The 26,241-nt window shown below is 64.8% G+C and carries 20 protein-coding genes and 2 pseudogenes; 13 read left to right on the top strand and 9 right to left on the bottom strand.

The genetic code is table 11. The features are described from left to right. Nucleotides 1-3,153, top strand: coding sequence for an efflux RND transporter permease subunit (locus ACETMP_RS30310; protein WP_375159004.1), 3,153 nt, complete (start codon nucleotides 1-3; stop codon nucleotides 3,151-3,153). A 158-nt stretch (nucleotides 3,154-3,311) separates the two neighbouring features. Here the strand turns inward: ACETMP_RS30310 and ACETMP_RS30305 are convergent, their stop codons facing one another. After that, nucleotides 3,312-5,579 (bottom strand): cation:proton antiporter, encoded by a 2,268-nt coding sequence (locus ACETMP_RS30305; protein ID WP_375159003.1) that lies wholly within the window; start codon nucleotides 5,577-5,579, stop codon nucleotides 3,312-3,314. A gap of 385 nt (nucleotides 5,580-5,964) precedes the next feature. After that, the gene (locus ACETMP_RS30300; RefSeq protein ID WP_375159002.1) at nucleotides 5,965-7,137 is read right to left on the bottom strand and encodes an MFS transporter; all 1,173 of its coding nucleotides are present in this window, start codon (nucleotides 7,135-7,137) and stop codon (nucleotides 5,965-5,967) included. A 52-nt stretch (nucleotides 7,138-7,189) separates the two neighbouring features. Between ACETMP_RS30300 and ACETMP_RS30295 the strand changes: the two genes are divergently transcribed. Beyond that, a complete protein-coding gene (locus ACETMP_RS30295; protein WP_375159001.1) occupies nucleotides 7,190-8,014 on the top strand; it encodes a helix-turn-helix transcriptional regulator in 825 nt (274 codons plus the stop codon). Between the two features lie 305 nt (nucleotides 8,015-8,319). Continuing rightward, nucleotides 8,320-9,672 (top strand): malonyl-CoA decarboxylase, encoded by a 1,353-nt coding sequence (locus ACETMP_RS30290; protein ID WP_375159000.1) that lies wholly within the window; start codon nucleotides 8,320-8,322, stop codon nucleotides 9,670-9,672. Between the two features lie 130 nt (nucleotides 9,673-9,802). On the opposite strand, the gene tarD is transcribed toward ACETMP_RS30290, so the two are convergent. From tarD to ACETMP_RS30265, 5 genes and pseudogenes are all read right to left on the bottom strand, one after another. Next, entirely contained in the window at nucleotides 9,803-10,972 is a 1,170-nt protein-coding gene (gene tarD / locus ACETMP_RS30285) for a D(-)-tartrate dehydratase (RefSeq protein ID WP_028138183.1), read from the bottom strand. A gap of 138 nt (nucleotides 10,973-11,110) precedes the next feature. Then, nucleotides 11,111-11,353, bottom strand: coding sequence for a DUF3297 family protein (locus ACETMP_RS30280; RefSeq protein ID WP_008559805.1), 243 nt, complete (start codon nucleotides 11,351-11,353; stop codon nucleotides 11,111-11,113). An 11-nt stretch (nucleotides 11,354-11,364) separates the two neighbouring features. Then, nucleotides 11,365-11,841: a glutathione peroxidase gene (locus ACETMP_RS30275; RefSeq protein WP_375158999.1), complete on the bottom strand. Its 477-nt coding sequence runs from the start codon at nucleotides 11,839-11,841 to the stop codon at nucleotides 11,365-11,367. 2 nt (nucleotides 11,842-11,843) lie between these two features. Continuing rightward, nucleotides 11,844-13,245, bottom strand: a pseudogene (locus tag ACETMP_RS30270) (amidase family protein). A 232-nt stretch (nucleotides 13,246-13,477) separates the two neighbouring features. Next, a complete protein-coding gene (locus ACETMP_RS30265; protein WP_375158998.1) occupies nucleotides 13,478-13,735 on the bottom strand; it encodes a hypothetical protein in 258 nt (85 codons plus the stop codon). A 264-nt stretch (nucleotides 13,736-13,999) separates the two neighbouring features. Between ACETMP_RS30265 and pqqA the strand changes: the two genes are divergently transcribed. The 10 genes and pseudogenes from pqqA (at nucleotide 14,000) to ACETMP_RS30215 (ending at nucleotide 23,994) form a co-directional block, all read left to right on the top strand. Further along, the gene (pqqA, locus tag ACETMP_RS30260; protein WP_007595659.1) at nucleotides 14,000-14,080 is read left to right on the top strand and encodes a pyrroloquinoline quinone precursor peptide PqqA; all 81 of its coding nucleotides are present in this window, start codon (nucleotides 14,000-14,002) and stop codon (nucleotides 14,078-14,080) included. Between the two features lie 131 nt (nucleotides 14,081-14,211). Then, on the top strand, nucleotides 14,212-15,141 hold the full coding sequence (pqqB, locus tag ACETMP_RS30255) for a pyrroloquinoline quinone biosynthesis protein PqqB (RefSeq protein WP_375158997.1): 930 nt from the start codon (nucleotides 14,212-14,214) through the stop codon (nucleotides 15,139-15,141). Nucleotides 15,142-15,161: 20 nt separating this feature from the next. Further along, nucleotides 15,162-15,918: pseudogene (gene pqqC, locus ACETMP_RS30250) on the top strand (pyrroloquinoline-quinone synthase PqqC). An 11-nt stretch (nucleotides 15,919-15,929) separates the two neighbouring features. After that, entirely contained in the window at nucleotides 15,930-16,241 is a 312-nt protein-coding gene (pqqD, locus tag ACETMP_RS30245; protein WP_135162725.1) for a pyrroloquinoline quinone biosynthesis peptide chaperone PqqD, read from the top strand. After that, the gene (gene pqqE / locus ACETMP_RS30240; protein ID WP_375158996.1) at nucleotides 16,238-17,419 is read left to right on the top strand and encodes a pyrroloquinoline quinone biosynthesis protein PqqE; all 1,182 of its coding nucleotides are present in this window, start codon (nucleotides 16,238-16,240) and stop codon (nucleotides 17,417-17,419) included. The genes pqqD and pqqE overlap by 4 nt, the downstream gene beginning before the upstream one ends. Further along, nucleotides 17,409-18,395, top strand: a complete 987-nt coding sequence (gene pip, locus ACETMP_RS30235; RefSeq protein WP_375158995.1) for a prolyl aminopeptidase — start codon at nucleotides 17,409-17,411, stop codon at nucleotides 18,393-18,395. Before pqqE ends, pip begins: the two co-directional genes overlap by 11 nt. Before the next feature lie 13 nt (nucleotides 18,396-18,408). Then, complete coding sequence (locus ACETMP_RS30230; RefSeq protein WP_375158994.1) at nucleotides 18,409-19,086, top strand: hypothetical protein; 678 nt, start codon at nucleotides 18,409-18,411, stop codon at nucleotides 19,084-19,086. A gap of 239 nt (nucleotides 19,087-19,325) precedes the next feature. Then, complete coding sequence (locus ACETMP_RS30225) at nucleotides 19,326-21,125, top strand: FAD-dependent oxidoreductase (RefSeq protein WP_375158993.1); 1,800 nt, start codon at nucleotides 19,326-19,328, stop codon at nucleotides 21,123-21,125. Next, nucleotides 21,095-22,942: a 2-oxoacid:acceptor oxidoreductase subunit alpha gene (locus ACETMP_RS30220; protein WP_375158992.1), complete on the top strand. Its 1,848-nt coding sequence runs from the start codon at nucleotides 21,095-21,097 to the stop codon at nucleotides 22,940-22,942. The genes ACETMP_RS30225 and ACETMP_RS30220 overlap by 31 nt, the downstream gene beginning before the upstream one ends. Next, nucleotides 22,939-23,994: a 2-oxoacid:ferredoxin oxidoreductase subunit beta gene (locus tag ACETMP_RS30215; RefSeq protein WP_375158991.1), complete on the top strand. Its 1,056-nt coding sequence runs from the start codon at nucleotides 22,939-22,941 to the stop codon at nucleotides 23,992-23,994. The genes ACETMP_RS30220 and ACETMP_RS30215 overlap by 4 nt, the downstream gene beginning before the upstream one ends. Here ACETMP_RS30215 and ACETMP_RS30210 read toward each other — a convergent pair whose 3' ends face one another. Then, nucleotides 23,995-24,444, bottom strand: a complete 450-nt coding sequence (locus ACETMP_RS30210) for a DUF4399 domain-containing protein (protein WP_375158990.1) — start codon at nucleotides 24,442-24,444, stop codon at nucleotides 23,995-23,997. Nucleotides 24,445-24,461: 17 nt separating this feature from the next. Then, nucleotides 24,462-25,970: an SUMF1/EgtB/PvdO family nonheme iron enzyme gene (locus ACETMP_RS30205; RefSeq protein ID WP_375158989.1), complete on the bottom strand. Its 1,509-nt coding sequence runs from the start codon at nucleotides 25,968-25,970 to the stop codon at nucleotides 24,462-24,464. Nucleotides 25,971-26,241 lie beyond the last annotated feature (271 nt).

The raw sequence follows: 26,241 nt of genomic DNA, 5'->3' as shown, positions 1-26,241 counted from the left end.
ATGATCTCAAAGTTCTTCATCGAGCGGCCGGTCCTCTCGAACGTCATCGCTCTGTTGATGATCCTGATCGGCGGCGTCGCGCTGTTCAACCTCGCCGTCGCGCAATATCCCGACGTGGTGCCGCCGACGGTGCAGGTCACCACGCGCTATCCCGGCGCCAGCGCCAAGACCGTGATCGACACCGTGGCGCTGCCGATCGAGCAGCAGGTCAACGGTGTCGAGGACATGCTGTACATGCAGTCCTACAGCGGCTCCGACGGCACCTACACGCTGACGGTGACCTTCAAGATCGGCACCGACCTCAACTTCGCGCAGGTGCTGGTGCAGAACCGCGTCTCCAGCGCGCTGTCGCAATTGCCGCAGGCGGTGCAGAACCAGGGCGTCACCGTGCAGAAGCGGTCGACCTCGATCCTGCTGTTCGTGACGCTGACCTCGCCGGATCTGCGCTACGACAGCCTCTACTTGAGCAACTACGCCACCATCAACATCCGCGACGAGCTCTCGCGCCTGCCCGGCGTCGGCAACGTCACCGTGTTCGGCGCCGGCCAGTATTCGATGCGGGTCTGGCTCGATCCCAACAAGCTGCAGGTCCGTGGCCTCGTGCCGCAGGACGTCATCCAGGCGATCCAGCAGCAGAGCCAGCAGGTCGCCGCCGGCCAGGTCGGCGCGCCGCCGACACCGCCGGGACAGGCGTTCCAGTACACGCTCAACGTCAACGGACGGCTCGACGACACCAGCCAGTTCGAGAACATCATCGTCAAATCGGGCTCAAGCGGCGACGTCACGCGGGTGCGCGACGTCGGCTGGGTCGAGCTGGGGGCGCAGACCTACAGCCAGATCTTCTCGCTGAACAAGCAGCCGGCCGTCGGCATCGGCGTATTTCAGTCGCCCGGCGCCAACGCGCTCCAGGTCGAGAAGGCGGTCGAGAAGAAGATGGCCGAGCTCGCCAAGCGGTTTCCGGAAGGCATCAAATACGACACGCCGTTCGACACCACCAAGTTCGTCGAGGCCTCGGTGCACGAGGTCTACATGACGCTGATCGAGGCCGGCCTTCTGGTGCTGGTCGTGATCCTGGTGTTCCTGCAGGACTGGCGGGCGATGCTGGTGCCGGCCACCACCGTGCCCGTCACCATCATCGGCGCCTTCGCCGCCATGGCGGCGCTCGGCTTCACCATCAACATGTCGACGCTGTTCGCGATCGTTCTGGCGATCGGCATCGTGGTCGACGACGCCATCGTCGTGGTCGAAGGCGCCGCGCACAACATCGAGCAGGGCATGAACGGCCACGACGCTGCGATCAAGGCGATGGACCAGCTGTTCGCGCCGATCGTCGGCATCACGCTGGTGCTGATCTCGGTGTTCCTACCGGCCTCGTTTCTTGCCGGCCTCACCGGGCGGATCTACTCGCAATTCGCGCTGGTGATCGCCGCGACCGCGCTGCTGTCCGCCATCAACGCAGCGACCTTGAAGCCGACGCAATGCGCGCTGTGGCTGCGGCCGGCGGTGCCGCCGGAGCAGCGCAATTTCTTCTACCGCGGCTTCAACGCGGTCTATGACCGCGTCGAGCGCGGCTATACGAGGCTGATCACGTTCCTCGTCAGGCACGCTACAATCTCGGTCGCGTTCGCGCTGCTGGTCATCGGTGCCAGCGGCTACGGGCTGTCGCGGGTGCCGACCGGATTCCTGCCGATCGAGGACCAGGGCTATCTGATCGCCGCCGTCCAGCTGCCCGACGGCGCCGCCCTGGAGCGGACCCAGAACGTGCTCGATCGCGCCAGCGAGATCATCAAGGACACGCCAGGCGTGGCTCAGGTCATCACCATCGCCGGCATCTCGGCGCTCGACAACAGCGCCAGCCTCGCCAATGCCGGCGTCGCCTACATCATCCTGAAGGATTGGGACGCCCGCAAAGGGCCTGGCGAAGATCTACGCTCCCTGGTCTACGGCCTTAACGACAAGCTCGCGACCATCATGGAAGCCCGCACCATCGTGTTGCCGCCGCCGCCGATCCAGGGCATCGGCAACGCCGCAGGATTCTCGATGCAGGTGGAGCTGCGCGACGGCAACAGCGATTTCGCCAAACTGCAGGCCATCACCGGCGCGGTGGTCGCGAACGGCCAGAGCCAGAGCGCGCTGCAGCGCGTGCAATCCTCGTTCCGCGCCTCGGTGCCGCAGTTCAACGTCGAGATCGACCGGGTCAAGACCCAGACCCTGCACGTCACCACCGATCAGGTGTTCGCGGCGCTGTCGACCTATCTCGGCTCGTCCTATGTCAACCAGTTCAACAAGTTCGGCCGCGTGTTCCAGGTCTACACCCAGGCCGATCCCGCCTTCCGCGTCACCGAGCGCGACATCGCCAACATGATGGTGCGCAACTCCAACGGCGACATGATCCCGATCGGCACCGTCGCCAAGATCACGCCGGCCACCGGCCCGTCGCTGATCAGCCTCTACAATCTCTATCCGTCCTCGACCGTGATCGGCCTGCCGGCACAGGGCTACTCCTCCGGCCAGGCCCTGAAGTTGATGGAGGAGATCGCGGACAAGACGCTGCCGCCCGGCACCGGCTACGAATGGACCGCGATGTCCTACCAGGAGAAGGCGGTCAGCAACCAGATCTACTGGGTGTTCGGCCTTGCCATGCTGCTGGTTTATCTGGTGCTCGCCGGCCAGTACGAGAGCTGGTACGCGCCGATCTCGGTGATCCTCGCGGTGCCGCTGTCGCTGCTCGGGCCGATGCTGATCCTCTCCGGGCTCAAGATCGACAACAACCTCTATTGCCAGATTGGCCTGATCCTGCTGATCGCGCTGTCGGCCAAGAACGCGATCCTGATCGTCGAGGTCGGGCTCGAGCTGCACGGCCGCGACGGCAAGCCGGTGCTGGAAGCCGCGATCGAAGCGGCGCGCGCCCGCTTCCGCCCGATCCTGATGACGTCGTTCGCCTTCATCCTCGGCGTGGTGCCCCTGGTGCTCGCCACCGGCGCCGGCGCCAGCGCGCGCAAGTCGATCGGCATCACCGTGTTCTCGGGCATGCTGGCCTCGACCTGTCTTGCCGTGCTGTTCGTGCCGGCCTTCTTCGTCGTGGTGCAGCGTTTCGAGAACTGGCGGGCTTCGAAAAAGGCGCCGAAGGCGAAGCCGGTGGCGGTGAAGTAGACAACGGCTGTCGGCCCAATCGTCATTGCGAGCCAACGGGTCCGCGCGAAGCGCGGCCCGATGACAGGCTCAGCGAAGCAATCCAGAGTCTTTCCGCGGAGGCAGTCTGGATTGCTTGGTCGCTTCGCTCCTCGCAATGACGGCGGAGAGAGCGTTACTCAAGCCTTCTCCACCGCAGGCCGCCGCGCCTCGCCGCTCGATACCAGCAGCACTGAGACCGTCGACTGCCGCAGCACGGCATCGGCGACGCCGCCGAAGGAGAGGTGGTCGGCCTGGATGCGGTCGACGCCCATGACGACGAGATCGACGTCGGTGGTGTCGATCTCGCGCAGGATCGCGACTTCCGGCGCACGGTTCACCCGCAGCGTGGTGGTGAAGTCGACGTCGTAGCGGGCGGCGAGATCGCTGGCGTCCTTGAGGATGCCGGCCTCCTGGCCGAGGCCGCGGGAGGTGCCGCGCTGCGCGCCCTTGTCGCGCGTGGTCGCGACATAGATCACCCGGAGCGAGCCCGATCCTCCTTGCGCCAGCGCGACCGCGACTTCGGCGCCGCGCTTGGAGATGCCGCTGCCGGAGACCGGAACGAGGATGTTGAGCCCCTCGGGGTTCGGCTGCTTCAGGTGCTTGCCCTTGGCCGCGGCGATCGCGAGCGGTCCCTCGAACCTCGCGGCGATGTCCTCGATCTTGCGGTCGAAGCGATCCTTGGTCACGGCGACCTTGTCGATGCCGACGACGAGGAGATCAAAACCCTTGCGTGCCTCCTCGGTGATGGTCTCGCCGAGCTCCGCACGCCTTGCGCGGGTGACGACATCGACGCTGCCGGTGTCCTCTTCCTTGCTGGCCGCCACTGCCTCGGCCGCCTTCTTCACCACGGCTTCGTGGCTCTCCTCGGCGTCGCGGCTCTTCTCCTGCTCCTTGGCGTTTCGGCCGATATGCAGCACCGTGATCGGCAGGCCGCGCATGCCGGCGATCAGGCCCGCGAGGTGGGCGGCAAAGGTGGCGTTGACGCTTTCGTCCACAGCCAGCAGGGGGCGCTCGAGATTGGCGAGGAAGCCGCGCTTCTCGAACTCCTCCCGCTCCAGCCGCTCCTTCTCCTCCTTGTTCATCGGCAGCCTGGCCAGCGCTGCGCGCAGCATCGGCGGCATCGCCATCGTGGTCACGATCGCCATGGTCACGATCATCGTGAACAGGTTCTGGCTGAGCACGCCGATCGACAGGCCGATGGTGGCGATGATCACCTCGGTCGAGCCGCGCGCGTTCATGCCGCTCGCGAGCGCCAGCGATTCCCGGTTGTTGAGGCCGCCCAATGCGCCGCCGACGAAGGCGCCGCCGAACTTTCCGACGCTGGCGATCAAGACCAGGAGGCCGGTGAGCATCAACAGATCGGGATCGCGCAGCACCGAGAGATCGGCGGCGAGGCCCGCGAGGCCGAAGAACACCGGCATGAAGAAACTGGAGATCAAGCCGCGCAGGCGCTCGTCGATCTGCCGCGTCAGGATCGGGGATTCCCCGACCAGTATGCCGGCCACGAAGGCGCCAAGTACGGTGTGGACGCCGATGGCATGCGTGATCATCGCCATCACGCACATCAGCAGCAGGATCACCGAGATGACCGCCGCGGCGCTGACGAGGTTGTCGTTGGCCCAGCGGATCAGCTGAAACACCAGGCGGCGGCCGATCGTGAAGCTGACCGCGAGGAATAGCAGCGTCCCCAGCACCGCCTTCGCCACCGAGGCGACGTCCAGCGTGCCGTGCGAAGCCAGGCTGAAGATGACGGCGATGATGATCCAGCCGATGGTGTCGTCGATGACGGCAGTCGCGACGATGATCTGGCCGACATTGCGGCGCATGAAGTTCATCTCGCGCACGACCACCGCGACGATCTTGACCGAGGAGATCGACAGCGCCGTGCCCATGAACAGCGAGGCCACCAGGCGCTGCTCCGGATTGGGCAGCAAAGCATCGGGCAGGAACTCGCCGAGCGTGAAGCCGCAGGCAAAGGGCACGACGATGCCGGCAATCGAGATCGCGACCGCGGCCCTGCCGACCTTGCGGACCAGCTTGAGGTCGGTCTCCATGCCGGTGAGCAGCAAAAGGAGCAGGATGCCGACCTGCGCGATGCCGTCGAGCATCGCCTTCTGCTCGGGCGACTTGGGGAAGAGCGCGGCTTGCGCCTCCGGCCAGATCCAGCCGAACAGCGACGGCCCGAGAATGATGCCGGCGAGCAGTTCGCCGATCACCGAGGGCTGGCCGATCCGCTGCATGATCTCGCCGAGGCCGCGGCCGACCGCGATCAGCAGCACGATCTGCGCCACCAGCAGGAATTCGGACGGGCCGGCCGCTTTGCCCGCTTCAGCGCCGGCCGCAACGGTGGTGAGGACGAGCGCCGCGGGGACGAGGCCGGCCGATCGGAGCAGGCGCGAGAGCATGCAGATGATTTCCCCCTTCACCCCCGGCGTCGGGGCCATGGAGATAGAACCCGCGGAAGGTGGAGCGGGTTCCAGAGGTGAGAGGGGGCGGGCGAGGACAAAATTGCGAAAACAACCCCATGCACAGTAAGGAAGGAGTTGAAAAGCTTGGGAAAATTTCGGCCTTGCCGAAGCAGTTTGCGCCGTCGGGCAAAACAGGGGCAGAGTTGCATGATCGGCGGCGTGCGTGACGTGCCGCTCCGCTCCCTGTCATTCCGGGGCGTCGCGCAGCGACGAGCCGGGAATCCATTTCTCCGCAATCACTGCCGCCCGATGGATTCCGGGTTCGCGCTGACGCGCGCCCCGGAATGACGATGTGGAGACAGTTGCCCGCCTCACAATGACCTCACACCGCCTGCGGCGTCCGGATCTCGCGCGGCAGGATGATGGCGGCTGCGATCGCGAACAGGCAGAGGCCGGCGAAGGCGTGCAGCATGGTGACGAAGCCGCCCTGCTCGTAGAGCCAGGCGACTAGGCCGACCGATGCGCCGGCCGCGGTGAAGCCGATGAAGTAACGCACGGCATAGGCGCGCGAGCGCCATTCCTCGCTGGTGTATTTGCCGACCATGGCGTCGTTGACCGTGACCTGCCCGAACGCCCCCATGACGATGCCGATCGAGACCAGGATCAGCGGCAGGTTCTCCAGGCTCGCGGCCAGATACAGGAACGGCGCCAGCATGAAGGACAGCGGCAATGCCACCGTCTTGAGCGAATAGCGGTCGAGCAGCCGGCCGATCGTGTACTGGGTCATCGCGCCGAACACATAGACGCCAGCGGCGATGGCCCCGAGCAGCGCCGGGCTCTTGGTCAGGTCCGCCAGCCGCTCGGCGAACAATTTCGGCAACGCCACGGTGACAGCGTTGAACGTCGTGGAGATCGCGATCACCACGATCAGCAGCGACAGCACCACCCGCCACATGTCCTGCTTGGCCACCCGCGCCTGCGCCGCCGCCTGTTTCGAGCCCTTGCGGTCCTCGTGCACGACGCTCATCGCAAAGACAATGCCGATCAGGACCGTGACGACGCCCGGGACGATGAAGGCAAAACGCCAGCCGAGATATTGGCCGATCACGCCGGTGACGAGCGCCGAGGACGCCACACCGAGATTGCCCCAGACGCCGTTGATGCCCATCTCGCGGCCGAGCCGGTCGGCATAGGACACGATCATGGCGGTGCCGACGGGATGATAGATCGAGGCAAAGATGCCGATCGCAAGCAGCGCCGCGCCGAGCTGCGCCGGGCTCTGCACCAGGCCGACCGCGACCATCGATGCCCCGATGCCGACGAAGAAGATCAGCATCATGTGGCGGCGACTCCAGCGGTCGCCGAGCCAGCCGGTGAGCAGCGAGCCGGCGCCGAAGGCCACGAAGCCGGGCGTCGCGTAAGGCAGGAGTTCCGAATAGGCCATGCCGAGCGCCGGACCCATGATGATGACGGCGGCGGCGAAGATCAGCATCGAATAATGGTCGATGAAATGGCCTGCGTTGACGAAACCGATGACCCGGCTGGGGCTGTTCATTCCCGAATCCTCTCCTGCTCCGAAATGAGTTATATGTCCTCCCCATGACGGGATGCCGCCAATGACTGTCTTTGAAACGCCAATTTTGGAAACGCCAGTGCTGCGGGAGGTCCGCAGCAATCATCGCTCGCCCGCGGGCGTGCACCTGGTTGCGCGCGACTATCCCAGGGGCATGCGGATCGATCCCCACCTGCATCGCGAGGCGCAGCTGATCTATGCGGCGAAGGGCACCATGCAGGTGACGACGCCCGGGGGGCGCTGGCTGGTGCCCCCGGACCGGGCGGTGTGGGTCCCGGCCGGGCTCGAGCATGCCATCGACCTGCTCGTCGACATCGAGATGCGCACGCTGTATTTCGACCTGTCCTGGCTGAAGCGCGAGCAGCGCTACGACGGCCTGACCAGGGAATTCGTGGTGCGGGTGTCGCCGCTGCTCAACCAGGCCATCCTGGCGCTGTTCGACGCGCGCAATACCGAGGAACGTACCGAGCTTCTGGTGCGCCTGGTGATGCTGGAATTGCACCAGGCCGAGGATTCCACGACGTTCGTGCCGCTGCCGCGCGACGTGCGCTGTCGGCGCGCCGCGATGATCGTGCTCGACGACCCCACTGCCCTGCACGACATCGACACGCTGGCGCGGGCGGTCGGAACCTCGGCGCGGACGCTGTCGCGGCTGTTCTCGACGGAGACGCAGCTCAGCTTCAAGAGCTGGTGCCAGCGCGCGCGGATCGCCGCGGCAATCCAGCGCCTGTCGACCGATGCCAGCGTGTCGGTGAAGCAGCTCGCGACCCAGCTCGGCTATGCCAGCGTGCCGGCGTTTTCGGCCGCGTTCCGGCAGGTGACGGGGCGGACGCCGACGGAGTTTGCAGGGAAGAGTTAGCCACTCGCTCGGTGTCATTGCCCGCCTAGTGCGCAATTGCGCACAGGGGCGGGCAATCCAGTATTCGGCGATGGTGATAGAACAGATGGGCCGCGGAGTACTGGATGCCCCGCCTTCGCGGGGCATGACATCGTGTTTGGGGCGAGGACGCGCTGCCACATCACCCCGTCCCCATCAGGCATGCCGGCATTCTCCAAACGCACGGCCCGACTAAAGTTGCCGCATTCCTCCGCTTGATTGTGATCGGCTTCCCCCCAAATCCCGTGTAAGCTTCCGCAACGCACAAACCTGATACGAAAGCCCCTATGGCCAACGCCTTCTTCTCCGACCTGCTCGCCACCATCTCCGAGCGCGGCCGCACGCTGCTTCGTCGCGGCGAATCCGCCGACACCGGACGGGATGCCGACGGGTTGCTCGAGCTGTGTGATGCGCTGCTGTCGGGCCGGGGCGAAGCATCGGGTATCGCCATCGCGCGCGAGGTGCTCGACATCTACCGGGAGCTCGATGCGGCGGGACGGCGCGCCTTCTTCGAAGGGTTGGTGCGCGATTTCGGCCCGGACCGGGAGCGCCTGTCCAGGGCGATCGAGACATGGCGCGCCGCGCCGAGCGACGAGGACGCAAGCTCCCTGCATTTCGCCTCAGAGCCGCGGCGGCAGGAGCTGATCCGAAGACTCAACCGCGCGCCCGGCGGCACCGGCGACCTCGTGGCCATGCGCGCCGATCTGCTCGACATGATGAACGGGCACACCGATCTCGCCGCGCTCGATCGCGACGTCTCGCATCTTCTTTCTTCGTGGTTCAACAGGGGGTTTCTCGTGCTGCGCAGGATCGACTGGTCGACGCCGGCCAACATCCTCGAAAAGATCATCCGTTACGAAGCCGTGCACGAGATTTCGGATTGGGACGATCTGCGCCGCCGCATCGATCCGGTCGACCGCCGCTGCTACGCCTTCTTCCACCCCGCGATGGTGGACGAGCCCCTGATCTTCGTCGAGGTGGCGCTGACCGAGACGATCCCCGGCGCGATCGCGCCGCTGCTGGCGGTCGACCGCCAGCATCTGCCGATCGAGCGCGCGCGCACCGCCGTGTTCTATTCGATCTCCAACACCCAACGCGGCCTTGGCGGCATCTCCTTCGGCAGCTTCCTGATCAAGCAGGTGGTGGAGGAGCTGCGGCGCGAGACGCCGAAGCTCGACACCTTCGTGACGCTGTCGCCGGTGCCCGGCTTCATGGCGTGGGTGAAGCAGGACAAGGACCTGCCGCTGTCGGACGAGGATCGCGAGGTGTTGAAGCGCCTCGACGATCCCAAATGGTTCGAGAACCCGGAGACGACGACGCTGCTCCGCGCCGTGATCGAGCCCCTCGCCGCGCATTACTTCCTCAAGGCCCGCACGCCGAAGGGCAAGCTGATCGATTCCGTCGCCCGCTTCCATCTCGGCAACGGCGCCCGGCTCGAACGCATCAACTGGCTGGGCGACCTCTCGCCGAAGGGGCTGCGCGAATCCGCCGGCGTGATGGTCAACTACCTCTACCGCCTCGAGGACATCGAGAAGAACCACGAGGCCTACGCCAATGACGGCGAGGTGGTAGCGTCGAGCGCGGTGAAGAAGCTTCTGAAGGGCGAAGGGCGAAGGCTGCTGGACATGCGGCTGTCGTAAGGGGCGATCGACTCGCACCCCACCGTCATTGCGAGGAGCGTAGCGACGAAGCAATCCAGACTGCCGCCGCAGAAGGATTCTGGATTGCTTCGCTGCGCTCGCAATGACGGTGCATGTGGCGACAGTCGGGCTACTCCGCCAGCGCCTTCATCTCCTTGTAGAGATCGGATTTGCCTTCGAAGCCGATGCCTGGCAAATCCGGCATGGTGATGTGGCCGTTCTCGACGCGGACGCCATCCGGGAAGCCGCCATAGGGCTGGAACAGGTCGGGATAGCTCTCGTTGCCGCCAAGGCCCAAGCCCGCGGCGATGTTGAGCGACATCTGGTGGCCGCCGTGGGGGATGCAGCGGCTGGGCGACCAGCCGTGGGTCTTCAGGACTTCCAGCGTGCGCTGGTATTCGCACAGGCCGTACGACAGCGCGCAGTCGAATTGCAGCCAGTCGCGGTCGGGGCGCATGCCGCCGTAGCGGATCAGATTGCGGGCGTCCTGGTGGCTGAACAGGTTTTCGCCCGTCGCCATCGGGCCGGGATAGAATTCGGCCAGCGCGGCCTGCAGCGCATAGTCGAGGGGATCGCCGACCTCCTCGTACCAGAACAGCGGATAGTCGCGCAGCATCTTGGCGTAGGCGATGCCGGTCTCCAGGTTGAAGCGGCCGTTGGCATCGACGGCGAGCTGCGCGTCGTTGCCGATCTCTTCCAGCACGGCCTCGATGCGCTTGCGGTCCTCGGCGATATCGGCACCGCCGATCTTCATCTTCACGACGTTGTAGCCGCGATCGAGATAGCCGCGCATCTCGCCGCGCAGCATCGACAGGCCCTTGCCCGGATAGTAATAGCCGCCGGCGGCGTAGACGAAGACGCGCGGATTGGCGGTGAGGCCGTGGCGTTCGGCGAGCAGGCGGAACAGCGGCTTGCCCGCGATCTTCGCCACGGCGTCCCACACCGCCATGTCGATGGTGCCGACCGCGACCGAACGCTCGCCATGGCCGCCGGGCTTCTCGTTGGTCATCATCGCGGCCCAGACCCTGTCCGGATCGAGATTGCCGCCGGCTTCATCGAGCAACGACCTCGGATCGGCCTCGAGGATGCGCGGCGCAAAGCGCTCGCGGATCAGGCCGCCCTGGCCGTAGCGGCCGTTGGAGTTGAAGCCGTAGCCGACGACGCGCTTGCCATCGCGCACCACATCGGTGACGACGGCGACAAGGCTCGTCGTCATCTTGGTGAAGTCGATATAGGCGTTGCGGATCGGGGACGAGATCGGCTTGGTGATCTCGCGGACGTCGACGATGCGGACGGACATGGGATTTGGCTTTCTCGCTCGTTAGCGCGTCATTCCGGGATGGTTCGAAGGACCAGACCTCAGGTGCGCAATTGCGCACCGGGGAATCTCGAGATTCCGGGTCCTCGCTTCGCGAGCCCCGGAATGACGGCTGCGCCGTTACTTCTTATCCCTGAAATACGGCTCGACGGGCCCGTGCACCTTGATGGTCAGCGGGTTGCCGTGGCGGTCCTTGGCGTTGCCGGCGGTGACGCGGACCCAGCCTTCGCTGATGCAGTACTCCTCGACATTGGTCTTCTCGATGCCCTTGAAGCGGATGCCGACGTCGCGCGACAGGATGTCCGCGTTGTAATAGGGGCTGTTCGGATCGACCGACAGGCGGTCCGGAAATTCGTCGCTCATGATTGTCTCGCTCACAACAGTGTTTCGATTTGAGTCCGCAATGCTTCGGGCCGGGCGGTCGGCGCATAGCGCGCGACCACGCGGCCGTCACGATCCACCAGGAATTTGGTGAAATTCCATTTGATGGAAGCCCCCAACAGGCCCGATTGCTGGCGTTTCAGGTACGCATACAGAGGGTGCGCATTTGCGCCGTTGACGTCGACCTTCTCGAACAGCGGGAAGGTGACGGCGTAATTGGCCAAGCAGAACGCCTGGATCTCGCTCGCCTGGCCCGGCTCCTGCGCACCGAACTGATTGCAGGGAAAGCCGAGCACGGAAAAGCCGCGCGGCGAGAGATCGCGATGCAGATCCTCCAGCCCGCGATATTGCGGCGTGAAGCCGCATTTGCTCGCGGTGTTGACGATCAGCAGCACCTGTCCCTCGAAACGCCTCATCGACACCTCCTCGCCGGCAAGCGAGTTGGCCTTGAAGTCGTAGATGGCGGACATCGCTAGCCCACGGGGTCGATCGGCGACGGCGGCACGCCGCCGGCCTCGATCGCCTCGCCCGCGAGCAGACAGAGATCCTCGCGATAGCGGCCGGACACGACGTGCACGCCGACCGGCGCCTTGCCGACCAGACCGGTGGAGACCACGAGGCCCGGCAATCCCATGAAGGGAATGGCGATCTGCGGCAGCTGCGCTTCCCAGACCCGCTTGAAGGATTCGTCGTCCTTGCGGTCGAGATGATCCGGGAACGGCAGCTCGCCGGAGACCGGCGTCAGCAGCACCGCATATTTCTCGAAGAACAGCATCCACTCGCGCGTCAGCGTGGCGCGGCGTGTCAGCGCCTTGGCGTAATTGGCCTGGTCCATCGGCGTCACCCTGGCGCGGTTGCCGCGCAGGCACGCCAGCGCGCCGGGATCGCCCTCGCGCTCGGCCGTCTCGAGGCTGCGCCTCGTAGCCGTCGCCGAGCCAGAGCTTGATCTGCCACTCCACCGCCTCGCGCATCGGCGGCGTGTCCTCGATCACGTCGACGGTCCAACCGGCGCGCTCCAGCCGCTTGCCGGCATCGCTCACCGCCGCCTTCACCTCCGGTGTGGTGGCAAGGCCGCCGGGATTGAGGCAAAGCGCGGCGCGCTTGTCCCGCGCCGGGCCCTGCAGCGGCACCGGCACGAACCAGGGATCGCGGATGTCGCGGGCTGCCATTGCTTCGAGCGAAATCCTGAGGTCGTTGACAGTGCGTGCCAGCGGACCCGACACCGCCATGATCTGCGGTCCGATCGGGCGCTCCGGCAGCGCGGGGTTGAAGGCGGGGATGCGGCCGAGGGTCGGACGCAGGCCGTGCACGCCGCAGGCATAGGCGGGATAGCGGATCGAGCCCGCAATGTCGGTGCCGTGGGCGATGTGGCCGATGCCGGCCGCGACCGCGGAACCGGCGCCGCCGGAGGAGCCGCCCGGCGTCAGCGATGCATCGCGCGGGTTCTTGGTGTCGCCGTGGATCAGATTGGTGGTGAACCAGCGATAGGAGAAGGCCGGGCAATTGGTGCGGCCGAGCAGAATGGCGCCGGCCTTGCGGAAATTGGCGACGACGGGATTGTCCTCGCGCGCGATCACGTCACGCTGCAGCTTCAGACCGTTGGTGGTGGCAAAGCCTTCCTGGTCGACATTGGCCTTGATGGTGACGGGCACGCCGGCGAGCACCCCGGGGTCCTCGCCTCGCGCGATGGCGGCATCGATGGCGTCGGCCTGCTTGAGCACGTCGTCGGGCCGGTGGTCGATCACCGCATTGAGCTGGGGATTGACGGCGTCGAGCCGGGCAAGACCGGCCTTGGCCGCCTCCCTGGCGGAGACTTTCCTGGATTTGACGAGGGTGGCGAGGTCCGCGGCCGACAGGCGCCAGAGATCTTGCATGGCTTGCTCCGTGTATCCGGCGTCTTTTAGCGCCGGGAACGCGGCAAAGCCATGCGGATTTCGCAGGGGTGAAGGACAGGTTTGGTGCCGGGCGGTGCCCCATTCGCCGTCATTGCGAGGAGCTCGCGACAAAATTGCGTAGCAATTTTGCGCTGATGCGACGACTCCTGTCATCGGGCCGCGCTTCGCGCGGACCCGTTGGCTCGCAATGACGGTTGGGGGAGCTGGGCCTCTAATGCCGCGTCGCGGACGGATCCGGCAGGTCCAGCAACGCCTCGGTGAAGGGAAACTCCAGCACGACCTCGCCGTCGGTGTCCGTCACCTCGATCACCGCCTCGAGCAGGGCCGGCTGTGCACCTTCCGACTTCACCACTTCCAGGATCATCTGGCGGGCGACCTCCCAGGCGCGATCGGGGTTGCGCAGGTCCTCGCCGTCAGGATCCACGATCAGTTCGTCGCCGATACGGGTGTTGAAGAAATATCTGGGCATGCCTGATCCAATGGGGTCGCCTGCAGATGATTGGAAGCTGTTCTAACTCACAACTCGTTTATCCCGACAGGGATCACGACCTATCGGCGGTTTTTGCGTATGTCCATTGCGGATCTTTACGGCGGCAATGCGCTCGCTTCGCAGTGCAGCAATTCGGCAGGCCTACTACCTAGGTCCGGGAAAATTTCACTAGCGAACTTCTCCGCCCGCATTAACTTAGCCAGTGGGCGGATACGTCCGAATTCGCAGAAATGGAGAGCCAAAATGGCATGGAAAGCCCCGAAGATCGTCGAAGTGCCCTGTGGCATGGAAATCAACATGTATGTGAGCGCCACCCGCAAGTAAGCCGGTTGGCGAACTCGCGTTCTGCGGCGGTGGATCTTTCGGTCCCGAGGCATCTCCGACGGAAAGAATCCGTGTCGGCGCTTGCGTCGCCCTGAGATCCACCGCGCGTGTTCCCTTCCAGGAGACGGATCATGCTTCGCGTCGTCGTCCTGGGCGCCGCAGCCGGCGGCGGAGTTCCCCAGTGGAATTGCGGCTGCGAAGGCTGCCGGGCGGCTCGCAAAGGCGGGCCTGAGCTGCACCGGACGCAGGCCTCGGTCGCCTTCAGCGGTGACGGCGAGAACTGGTTCCTGATCAACGCCTCCCCCGACCTGCGCCAGCAATTGAATGCCACGCCGCAGCTGCACCCCAGGGCCGGGGCGCTGCGCCACAGCCCGATTGCGGGCGTGATCCTGACCAACAGCGAAGTGGATGCGGTGGCGGGCCTGCTCTCGATGCGCGAAAGCTCGCCGTTCACGATCTATGCGCATGACAAAGTGCTGGCGATCCTCGCCAGCAACAGCATCTTCAACGTGCTGAACGAGAAGCACGTGCGGCGCCAGCCGATCGGCATCAATGAGCCATTCGAGCCTCGCCTTCCGGATGGTGCGCGCTCCGGCCTGGAGGTGCTGCCCTTCGCAGTGCCGGGCAAGTCGGCCTGGTACCTGGAAGGCAAGGCGCATCCCGGCGGGAGCAGCGGCGAGGGCGATACGCTGGGCCTGAAGATCACCGACAAGTCGACCGGCAAGTATTTCTACTTCATCGCGGCCTGCGCCGACGTGACCGACGCGCTCAAGGCCGAGATCGACGGCGCCTCGCTGGTTTTCTTCGACGGCACAGTCTGGCGGGACGACGAGATGATCAGGGCCGGCCTCGGCCACAAAACCGGCAAGAGCATGGGACATGTCGCGATGTCCGGCGACGACGGCGCCATCGCGCGCATGGCCGATCTCGATATCGACAGGAAGATATTTCTGCATATCAATAACTCGAACCCGGCGCTGCTGCCTGCCTCACCCGAGCGCAAGGAAGCTGAGGCGGCCGGCTGGCAGATACCGGCGGATGGAACGGAGATCGTGCTGTGACTACGGCATCAATGACTGGAATGACTGCGCTCTCGATCGGCAGGGATATCAGGCTCAACTCGGCCGAGGAGCTCGAGGCGACGCTGCGCCACATCGGCGAGACCCGCTATCACAGCCTGCACCCGTTCCATAAGCTGCTGCACGGCGGCAAGCTGAACAAGGGCCAGGTGCAGGCCTGGGCGCTCAACCGCTACTATTACCAGAGCACGATACCGATCAAGGACGCGGTGGTGATCTCGCGCTTCCGCGACCGCGCCACCCGCCTGGAATGGCGCCACCGCATCGAGGACCATGACGGCGATGTCGGCGCCGAAGGCGGCATCGAGCGCTGGATCAAGCTGACCGAAGGTCTCGGCCTCGACACCGCCTACGTGGAATCCACCGAAGGCATCTTGCCGGCAACGCGCTTCGCGGTTGAGGCCTACGTGCACTATTGCCGCGAAAAAGAGCCCGCTGGAGGCGATCGCCTCTTCACTAACCGAGCTGTTCGCGCCGAGCATCCACGAAGAGCGCATCGCCGGCATGCTGCAGCACTACGATTTCGTCAATCCTGACACCATGAGCTACTTCAAGCGCCGCCTGACGCAGGCGCCGCGCGATGCCAATTTCGCGCTCGACTACGTCAAGACGCATGCCACGACGCCGGAGCAGCGCGCACAGGTGTGCAACGCGCTGATCTTCAAGACCAACGTGCTGTGGGTGCAGCTCGACGCGCTCCAGCATGCCTATGTCGAGGGCCATATTCCGCCGGGCGCGTTCGTGCCCAAAGCGGGCTGAGAGGAAGATTGATGGCCGGGCCGCGTCACATCAGCGTCAGCGAGGCAAGCCGCCCCGTGCTGCCGCGGCATGCCAAGCTGAAATATGACGAGACCCGCAAGGTCTGGGTGATCCTGGCGCCGGAGCGCGTGCTGGCGCCCGACGAGATCGCGGTCGAGGTGCTGCAGCTCTGCGACGGCAAGCGCAGCGTCGGCGACGTCTCCGATCAGCTGGCGGCCAAATACGCGGCTCCCCGCGAGGCGATCCTGGCCGACGTCATCGTCATGCTGCAGGATCTCGCCGACAAGGGATTTCTCACCGAGATCAGGGAGAAGACGTCATGAGCGACGTGACCATCCCACCCAACGACAGCCTGGCGGTGCTGGAGAAGCAGCGCTCGACCGCGGAAACCTTCGGCATTCCGCTCGCGGTGCTGCTCGAGATCACGCATCGCTGCCCGCTGCAATGCCCCTATTGCTCCAATCCGGTCGAGCTGGACCGCTCCGGCAAGGAGCTGACCACCGAGGAATGGAAGAAGGTCTTGAGCGAGCTCGCCGAGATCGGCGTGCTCCAGGTGCATTTCTCCGGCGGCGAGCCGACCGCGCGGAAGGATCTCGTCGAACTCGTGAAGCACGCCAGCGAGGTCGGGCTCTACACCAATCTGATCACCTCGGCCGTGCTGCTGACGCGCGAGCGTTTGAGTGAGCTTGCCGATGCCGGGCTCTGCCATGTGCAGATCTCCTTCCAGGGCATCGAGGAAGGCCTCGCCGACCGCGTCGCCGGCTACAAGGGCGGGCACCGCAAGAAGCTCGAGGTCGCGAAATGGACGCGCGAGCTCGATTTGCCGCTCACCGTGAACGCGGTGATGCATCGGCAGAATTTGCACCAGCTGCCTGACATCATCCAGATGTCGCTCGATCTCGACGCCGACCGGCTCGAGGTCGCCAACGTCCAGTATTACGGCTGGGCGCTGAAGAACCGCGCCGCCCTGATGCCGACCGTGGCGCAGCTGGACGAGTGCACTGAAATCGTCGAGGCGGCGCGCGAGCGGCTGAAGGGCCGGCTGACGATCGACTATGTCGTTCCCGATTACTACGCGCTGCGGCCGAAGAAATGCATGGGCGGCTGGGGCCGGCAGTTCTTCAACATCTCGCCCGCCGGCAAGGTGCTGCCCTGCCACGCCGCCGAGAGCATCACCGGGCTCGAATTCGAGTCGGTGCGCTCCAATCATTCGATCGCCTGGATCTGGCAGAATTCCGAGGCCTTCAACCGCTATCGCGGCGCCGGCTGGATGAAGGAGCCGTGCAAGTCTTGCGAGTTCCGCGAGATCGATTTCGGCGGCTGCCGCTGCCAGGCCTTCGCGCTGACCGGCGATGCGGCCAATACCGATCCCGCCTGCGCGCTGTCGCCGCTGCACGAGACCATCTTCAAGCAGGCGGAAGCCGAGGCCGAGGGCGAGACCAACCGCTTCCTCTATCGCAATTTCGCCGGCGGCACCCTGGAATCCGAGAATGGGACCTGACGCCGACGCAGGCACGGCGGCGCGACGCGCCGATCCCTTTGCGCCGCTGACTTCCGAAATGCTCGACGTCGGCGACGGCCACGAGCTCTACCTCGAGAGCGTCGGCCGCGCCGACGGAATCCCTGCGATCTACCTGCACGGCGGGCCCGGCAGCGGCTGCCAGCCGGACCATCGCCGGCTGTTCGACCCCGATCGTTTCTGCGCCGTGCTGTTCGACCAGCGCGGCTGCGGCCGCAGCAGGCCGAAGGGATCGCGGGCGCACAACACCACCGCCGATCTGGTTGCGGACATCGAGGCGCTCCGCGAAAGGTTCGGCTTTGATCGATGGATGGTGGTCGGCGGCTCCTGGGGCGCCACGCTGGCGCTGGCCTACGCCGAGGCGCATCCGGAGCGCGTCTCCGGCATTGCCCTGCGCGCGACGTTCCTCGGCACGCGGGCTGAGGTCGAGACAGCCTTCACCTTGCGCCTGTCCCAGTTCTATCCCGCGCTCTACGAGGACTTCCTGAGCGTGCTGCCGCCCGAGGAGCGCGAGCAACCGGTCGACGCCTATTGGCGCCGCATCCTCGATGCCGATCCGGCCGTGCACGGCCCTGCGGCGCGGGCCTGGCATGACACCGAGCGCGCACTATCCGAGCACAAGGCAGCCAAGACGCGGCTCGACCTGGCCTCGCTGAACGTCTGGCGCACGCTGCCGGCAACGCCGTTCATGGAGGCGCATTATTTCGTCAACAATTCCTTCATGAGCGAACACCAGTTGTTGCGGAACGCGCATCGGCTCACGGGCATTCCCGGCATTATCGTGCAGGGCCGCTACGACCTGCTCTGTCCGCCTCAGACCTCACAGGCGCTCGCGAAAGTTTGGCCGGGTTCCGAGCTTCGCATCGTGGAAGAAGCCGGACATTCGCTCTATGATGCCGGCGTGAGGGATGCGGTGATGAAGTCGATTGCGGACCTCGCATCGAAGATCGGGCGATGAGAGGACAAGAAGAATGCCGCTCGCCGGGAAAGGCATGCTGCTGACGTCGATGAACATCGACGTTTCCGATGAAGCCGATTTCAACCGCTGGTACGATCGCGAGCATCTGGAAGAGCGGGTCGCGATCGACGGATTTCTCGAAGCGCGGCGCTATGTCGCGCATGCCGCCAATCCCAAATATCTCAGCCTGTACTCGACCGCGACGCTCGAGGTGCTCGACAGCCCCGCCTACAAGGCGCGGCTGGCGAACCCGACCGACTGGTCGCGGCAGACCATGGCCCGCTTCAAGGACATGCTCCGCGTGGTCGCGCGCATCACCGTCAGCAACGGCACCGGGCGCGGGGCCGCGCTCGGCCTGGTGCGGCTGCGGCCGACGCCAGACAATGCCGCGGCATGGCGTGATGCGCTGCAAGAAAAACTGACGGCGGACAAGCACGACGGCATCATCTCGATGCACCTGCTCGAAAGCGAGCCAGAATTGTCGGGTGCAAAAGCAGGAATTCCGGCGACAAGTAACGAAGGCGCGCGCGACTGGTTCGTGCTGATCGACGGCACGCAAATCGGCGCCGTCTCCGCCGTCATCGCCGAGCGCTTTACCGGCCCGGCGGCGGCCCCCTTCCCGCTTCCCGTATCTGTGGGCACCTACTGCCTGATGTGGGATCTCGCGAAGAGTGACATCGCGCGCGGCTGACGCGCTCGCACGCAGCGCAACATGTTGCATCGCACGCATGTGACGTGCGCCGTTAATGCTGTGCGCGCGTAGCTCCCATGAAAGCGTGGGCGCGCGCAATTTTGCCGTTGTACTTCGGAACGGTTCTAATAAGCTAACCCAATGACGTCATTCAGAAACCAGATCGAGACGCGTTAAGCGTCCGCCAGGCTCAACAAAAGAGGCCGCCGGGTCCTTGAGCCTGCGCGGACAGGGTAGGAATGAAACCAACCGATATTGCGGCCCCCGACTACTTTCACAAAGTGGTCGATTGCCAATGGGCCTGTCCTGCGCACACTCCGGTTCCCGAATACATCCGACTGATCGCCCAGGGCCGCTACAGCGACGCCTACATGATCAATTGGAAATCGAACGTGTTTCCCGGAATCCTGGGACGCACCTGCGATCGTCCGTGCGAGCCGGCGTGCCGGCGCGGACGCGTCGAGGAAACCCCCGTCGCGATCTGCCGCCTGAAGCGTGTCGCCGCCGATTTCAAGGACGACATCAGGCAGCGCCTGCCGCGGCCATCGCCGAAGAACGGCAAGCGCGTCGCGCTGGTCGGCGGCGGTCCCGCTTCGCTGACGGTGGCGCGCGATCTGGCGCCGCTCGGCTATCACTGCACCGTGTTCGATGCCGATCCGGAAGCCGGCGGCATGATGCGCACGCAGATCCCGAAATTCCGCCTGCCCAATTCCGTGATCGACGAGGAGACCGGCTACATCCTGGGCCTCGGCGTCGAGTTCAAAGGCGGTCACCGCATCGAGAGCATGAAGGCGCTGCTCGCGGAGAAGTACGATGCGATCTTCGTCGGCTCCGGCGCCCCGCGCGGCCGCGAGCTCGACATCCCCGGCCGGAAGGAAGCAGCCAGCAACATCCATATCGGCATCGAATGGCTGGCCAACGTGTCGTTCGGCCATACCGACAAGATCGGCAAGCGCGTCATCGTGCTCGGCGGCGGCAACACCGCGATGGATTGCTGCCGCACTGCCCGCCGGCTCGGCGGCGAGGACGTCAAGGTGATCGTCCGCTCCGGCTTCGAAGAGATGAAGGCCTCGCCCTGGGAGAAGGAGGATGCGCTCCACGAGGACATTCCGATCCTCAATTTCATGGTGCCCGTCGCCTTCGTCCATGACAACGGCAAGCTCACCGGCATCACCTTCCAGAAGGTGAAGGCCGAGTACGATGCCAAGGGCCGCCGCAACCTCGTTCCCTCGGGCGAGCCGGACCAGACCATCGCATGCGACGACGTGCTGGTCGCGGTCGGCCAGGAGAACGCCTTCCCCTGGATCGAGCAGGATTGCGGCATCGAGTTCGACAAATGGCACATGCCCAAGGTGGACCCGAAGACCTTCGTCTCGACCAATCCAAGAGTGTTCTTCGGCGGCGACGCCGCGTTCGGGCCGAAGAACATCATCTGGGCGGTCGCGCACGGCCATGACGCCGCGCTGTCGATCCACAAGATGCTCTCGGGCGAGGACATTACCGAGCGTCCGCTGCCCGACGTGCAGGTCTCGTCGCAGAAGATGGGCATCCACGAATGGAGCTATGACAACGACATCTCGGTCGACAAGCGCTACAAGGTGCCGCATCGCGACAAGGTGATCGCGCTGAAGGACATCCGCGCCGAGGTCGAGCTCGGCTACGACGTCAAGCTCGCGCTCGGCGAAGCGCATCGCTGCCTGAACTGCGACGTGCAGACGGTGTTCTCGACCTCGCTCTGCATCGAGTGCGACGCCTGCGTCGACATTTGCCCGATGGATTGCATCACCTTCACGGGTAACGGCGAGGAAAGCGACCTGCGCCAGCGCCTGAAGGCGCCATCACTCCATCCCGACCAGGATCTCTACGTCTCCAGCGACCTCAAGACCGGGCGCGTGATGGTCAAGGACGAGGACGTCTGCCTGCATTGCGGGCTGTGCGCCGAGCGTTGTCCCACCGGCGCCTGGGACATGCAGAAATATTTCATCGAGATGACCCACGCAGGTTCGACATGTCCGACAAAAAGCCGATCAGCAGCGTAAACGACTTCGTCGTCCGCTTCGCCAACGTCAACGGCTCGGGCTCGGCCAGCGCCAACGAGATGTTCGCACGCGCGATCCTGCGCCACGGCGTGCCGGTGTCGCCCCGCAACATCTTCCCGTCCAACATCCAGGGCCTGCCGACCTGGTACGAAGTGCGGGTGACCGAAGACGGCCATCTCGGCGCCCGCGGCGGCGTCGACATGATGGTGGCGATGAACCCGCAGACCTGGGACAAGGACGTCGCCGGCATCGAGCCCGGCGGCTATCTGTTCTACGATTCCACCAAGCCGATGCCGTCGACCAAGTTCCGCGACGACATCACGGTGATCGGCGTCCCCTTAACCGCCATCACCAACTCGACCTACACCGATCCGCGCCAGCGCCAGCTGTTCAAGAACATCATCTATCTGGGCGCGCTCTCGGCCCTGCTCGACATGGACCCCAAGCTGATCGAGCAGCTGATCGGCGAGCAGTACAAGGGCAAGGAGAAGCTGCTCTCCTCCAACGTCCACGCGCTGCATCTCGGCCGCGACTGGGCGCTGCAGAACCTGAAATGCCCGATCGGGCTTCGCGTCAAGAAATCCGACAAGGTCGGCGACCGCATCTTCATCGAAGGCAACAGCGCCGCGGCGCTCGGCGCCGTCTATGGCGGCGCCACGGTGTGCGCCTGGTATCCGATCACGCCGTCCTCGTCGGTGGCCGAGGCCTTCACCGCCCATTGCAAGAAGTACCGGCACGACCCTGAAACGGGCAAGGCGAAATACGCCATCGTGCAGGGCGAGGACGAACTGGCCTCGATCGGGATCGTGATCGGCGCATCCTGGAACGGCGCCCGCGCCTTCACCGCGACCTCAGGTCCCGGCATCTCGCTGATGACCGAGTTCATCGGCCTTTCCTATTTTGCCGAGATCCCGGCCGTGATCATGAACATCCAGCGCGCCGGCCCCTCGACGGGCATGCCGACGCGCACCCAGCAATGCGACATCATCGCCTGCGCCTATGCTTCGCACGGCGACACCAAGCATGTGCTGCTGTTCCCGGAAGACCCGGCCGAAGCGTTCGAGTTCGCGGCGGCCGCGTTCGATCTCGCCGAGCGGCTGCAGACCACGATCTTCCTGATGCTCGACCTCGACATCGGCATGAACCACCGGCTCTCCCGCCCGCTGAAATGGGACGATTCCAAGCAGTATGACCGCGGCAAGGTGATGACCGCGGAGATGCTGGAAGAAGGCCGCGACTTCGGCCGCTATCTCGACGTCGACGGCGACGGTATCCCCTACCGCACCTATCCCGGCACGCACCCGACCAAGGGTTCCTATTTCACCCGCGGCACCTCGCGCGACCGCTATGCGCGCTATTCCGAGGAAGGCTCGGTCTACGCCGACAACATGCAGCGCCTGATGCGCAAATTCGAGACCGCGCAGGACCTGGTGCCGCGGCCGCTGCAGGCCAATGCGGAACGGCCGACCAAATACGGCGTGATCTATTTCGGCTCGACCTCGCCGGCCATGGACGAGGCGATCGGCCTGTTGGAGGCGCGCGGCCATCAGCTCGACCGGCTGCGCATTCGCGCCTTCCCGTTCCATTCCAGCGTGGCGAGCTTCCTCGCCGAGCACGACTTCGTCTACGTGGTCGAGCAGAACCGCGACAGCCAGCTGCGCCAGCTCATCGTCAACGAGAACGGCATCGATCCCGTTCGCCTCGTGCCGATCGTGCACTACGACGGCACCCCGATCACCGCCCGCTTCATCGCCAAAGCCATCGGCGACCATCAGGATCACCTCAAGGTGACCCCGCTCCGCAAGGCCGTGTCATGACCTACATCGCCAAACCGAAATTCCATCATCCCGGGCTGAAGCCGAACGAGCTCGGCTACACCCGCCGCGATTACGAGGGCAAGATCTCGACGCTGTGCGCCGGCTGCGGCCATGATTCGATCACGGCCTCGATCATCGAGGCGTGCTACGAGCTCTCGATCGAGCCGCACCGGGTGGCGAAGATCTCCGGCATCGGCTGCTCCTCGAAAACGCCGGACTATTTCCTCGGCAATTCGCACGGCTTCAACTCCGTGCACGGCCGCATGCCCTCGGTGCTCACAGGCGCCAACCTCGCCAACCGCGATTTGATCTATCTCGGCGTTTCCGGCGACGGCGATTCCGCCTCGATCGGCTTCGGCCAGTTCGCGCATTCGATCCGGCGCGGCGTCAACATGACCTATATCGTCGAGAACAACGGCGTCTACGGCCTGACCAAGGGCCAGTTCTCCGCGACCGCCGACCGCGGCTCGAAGAGCAAGAAGGGCGTCACCAACACCGACAACGCCATCGACCTCGTCGCGATCGCGCTGCAGCTCGGGGCCACCTTCGTCGCGCGTTCGTTCTCCGGCGACAAGACCCAGCTGGTGCCGCTGATCGCGGCCGCCATCCGCCACAAGGGTGCGTCCTTCATCGACGTCATCAGCCCCTGCATCGCCTTCAACAACCACGCCGGCTCGACCAAGAGCTTCGACTATGTCCGCGAGCACAACGACGCGGTGAACCGGCTCGACGTGCTGGTCGGCCGCGACCCGATCGCGGTCGATTACGCCCCCGGCACGGTGCAGGTGGTCGAGCAACACGATGGCAGCAAGATCGCCCTGCGCAAGATCGACGCGGACTACGATCCGCACGACCGGCTGGGCGCCCAGACCTTCCTGGCAAGGCACGCCGCCAAGGGGCAGATCGTCACCGGGCTTCTGTACGTCGACCCCGAGGCGGAAGACCTGCACGAGCATCTCAACACGGTCGAGACGCCCCTCAACTCGCTGGAAGCCGACACGCTGTGCCCGGGCTCGGCGGTGCTGGACAAGATCAACGCCAGCCTGCGGTGATCATTTGCTCCGCGCTGAAGTCGACGACCTGACGCGGATCGTAATCTTCTCCGACACGATCGGCGGTTCAAACGGATAGTGCTTGGCATCCCCAAGCACCAGCTGGAGCGTGTGCGTGCCCGGCGCAAGCTCAAGCATGGTTTCGGTCTGCCCTGCACCGAAATGCAGGTGCGACTTGTCTTGCGGGATCGGCTCCTTCGGATCGATGGGACCGTTGACGTCGACCAGCAGATGATGATGGCCGGCGTTCGGGTAGTCGTCGCCAGCATGCGTCACGCCCATGTTACGCAAGCCGAACCGGACCCAGAACCCACCGCGAACCTTCTGCCCGTCATGCGGCGTGATGAAATAGAGCTTGGCGTCCTTGGGCGCAGCCTTGCCCTGCGAACAGGCCGCGCCCGGTAGCAATGCGATCGCGACTACCAGCGCGACACAGGCAATGATCTTCATCAAACTTACTCCAGCACTTACGGACTGAGTGCGACACGGAATCCATGCGTGGGGTAACGGACATTGGTGTCGTAACCATCGCGGTTTGACGGCCGCACATATCTCGAATCGTTCTTCCAGGAACCCGAGCGCAGAACATGGGAGCTGCAGTCGCCGCTGCTCCATGCCGAGCCGTCACTTGGCGCGCCCTGATAGGTCTTATGCCAGCAGTCCTCGACCCACTGATCGATGCCGCCGCCCATGTCATAAAGCCCGAATGGATTGGGCCTGAAGCTGCCGACCCTGGCCGGCTGCTCGGCCGCAAGATCACCGCAATCCTTGCACCCGGCCATGCCCGGCTGGAGTTTGTCGCCCCACCAGTATTTGGTCTGCGTTCCGCCGCGCGCCGCATATTCCCATTCGGCTTCGCTCGGAAGGCGGTAAGGCTTCTTCGTCGTCTGCGCGAGCCAGGCGGTATATTGTTGCGCATCGGCCCAGCTCACATTGCTGACGGGGGCATCGTCGTTGCCGGTGGCCGTGAATCCGCACGCCTTGGCGGCGGCGCATTCGTTCCACTCCTGCACTGTCACCGGATATCGTCCGATCGAGAACGGCTTGATCGCGACCTGATGGACAGGCCGTTCGGTCGGGTCGTCATTGCTTCCCATCGCGAAGCTTCCGCCGCGAATGGCGATCATCTCGGGTTCACGAGGGGACGGTGCCGATGGGCTGGGCGACGGCGACGGCGACGGAGGGGCAGAAGCCAATGATGGGGAGGGTTGTGGCGTCTGCGTCGCTGCCTCGTGCGGCGTCGCGGCCGGGGCAGCGGTGGGCGTGGCGGCCTGCTCGTTGATCCTGCCAGGCTGCACCAGCAAGTACCAGAGCACGCCGGTCGCGATAATTATCAGCGTGATGGCCAAAAGGAAGATAAGGGTATTTTCGCGCCGCCCTCGCGTCCTGCCGACCGCATCTGCATCCGGCAGCACGCGATAGACACGCACCGGATCGGTGATGTTCTTGACTTTGCGGTCGCCGAGCGACTCATAGCCGCACACCACCTTGTGCTTGATCTGCTCGTAGATCGCGCCCGAGATATAAACCTGACCAGGCTCGGCAATGCCTTCGATCCGTGTGGCGATATTGACGCCGTCGCCGTAGATATCGTCCGGCTCTACGATCACGTCGCCGAGATTGACGCCAATCCGGTATTCGAGCCGCGAATGCTTTGGAAGCGGGGCATTGCGGCCGATGAGGTTCTGCTGGATCACGATGCTGCAGCGAACGGCCTCAACAGGGCTATCGAAAATAGCGATGAAGCCATCGCCCGTGGTCTTCACCAGACTTCCATGATGCTCGATGATGCTGGGCTGGATGATATCGCGCTCGATCCGCTTGACGCGGACATGCGTTCCCTCCTCGTCCGCTTGCATGATGCGGCTGTAGGAAGCGATGTCACCGACAATGATCGCCGCGAGACGACGAGGCATGGGGCCGTGTGGCGGCGGCTCATCCTGATTGCCGGATCTGAAGTTGCGAATTTCGCCCATGCGGGGGACTCCACAAGCTTACAAGGCAGCCCCAGCTTACGACTGCCAAAGGCGGTCGTCTGTGAACGCTACCACATTGACGAACCGAGACAATGTCGCCGACATCGCCGACATCGAGTTCCGTAGAAATCAAGGAGTGCACCAGTTGAACCTTCTTGGTCCCATGAATGACTAAGGCCTGGCGTGAGACGACGACCCCGAGTTCGTGCCGGGATAGTCGCACGGGTGACCGTGTCGAAGGCTTGAACGCCGTGCGCCGGCGCCGCGACTA

It is taken from the genome of Bradyrhizobium dasycarpum (assembly GCF_042019905.1).
In the GTDB taxonomy this organism is placed as follows: domain Bacteria; phylum Pseudomonadota; class Alphaproteobacteria; order Rhizobiales; family Xanthobacteraceae; genus Bradyrhizobium; species Bradyrhizobium japonicum_B.
The sequence above is the reverse complement of the archived record's forward strand: the minus strand, read 5'-3'. Positions and strand labels throughout refer to the sequence as shown.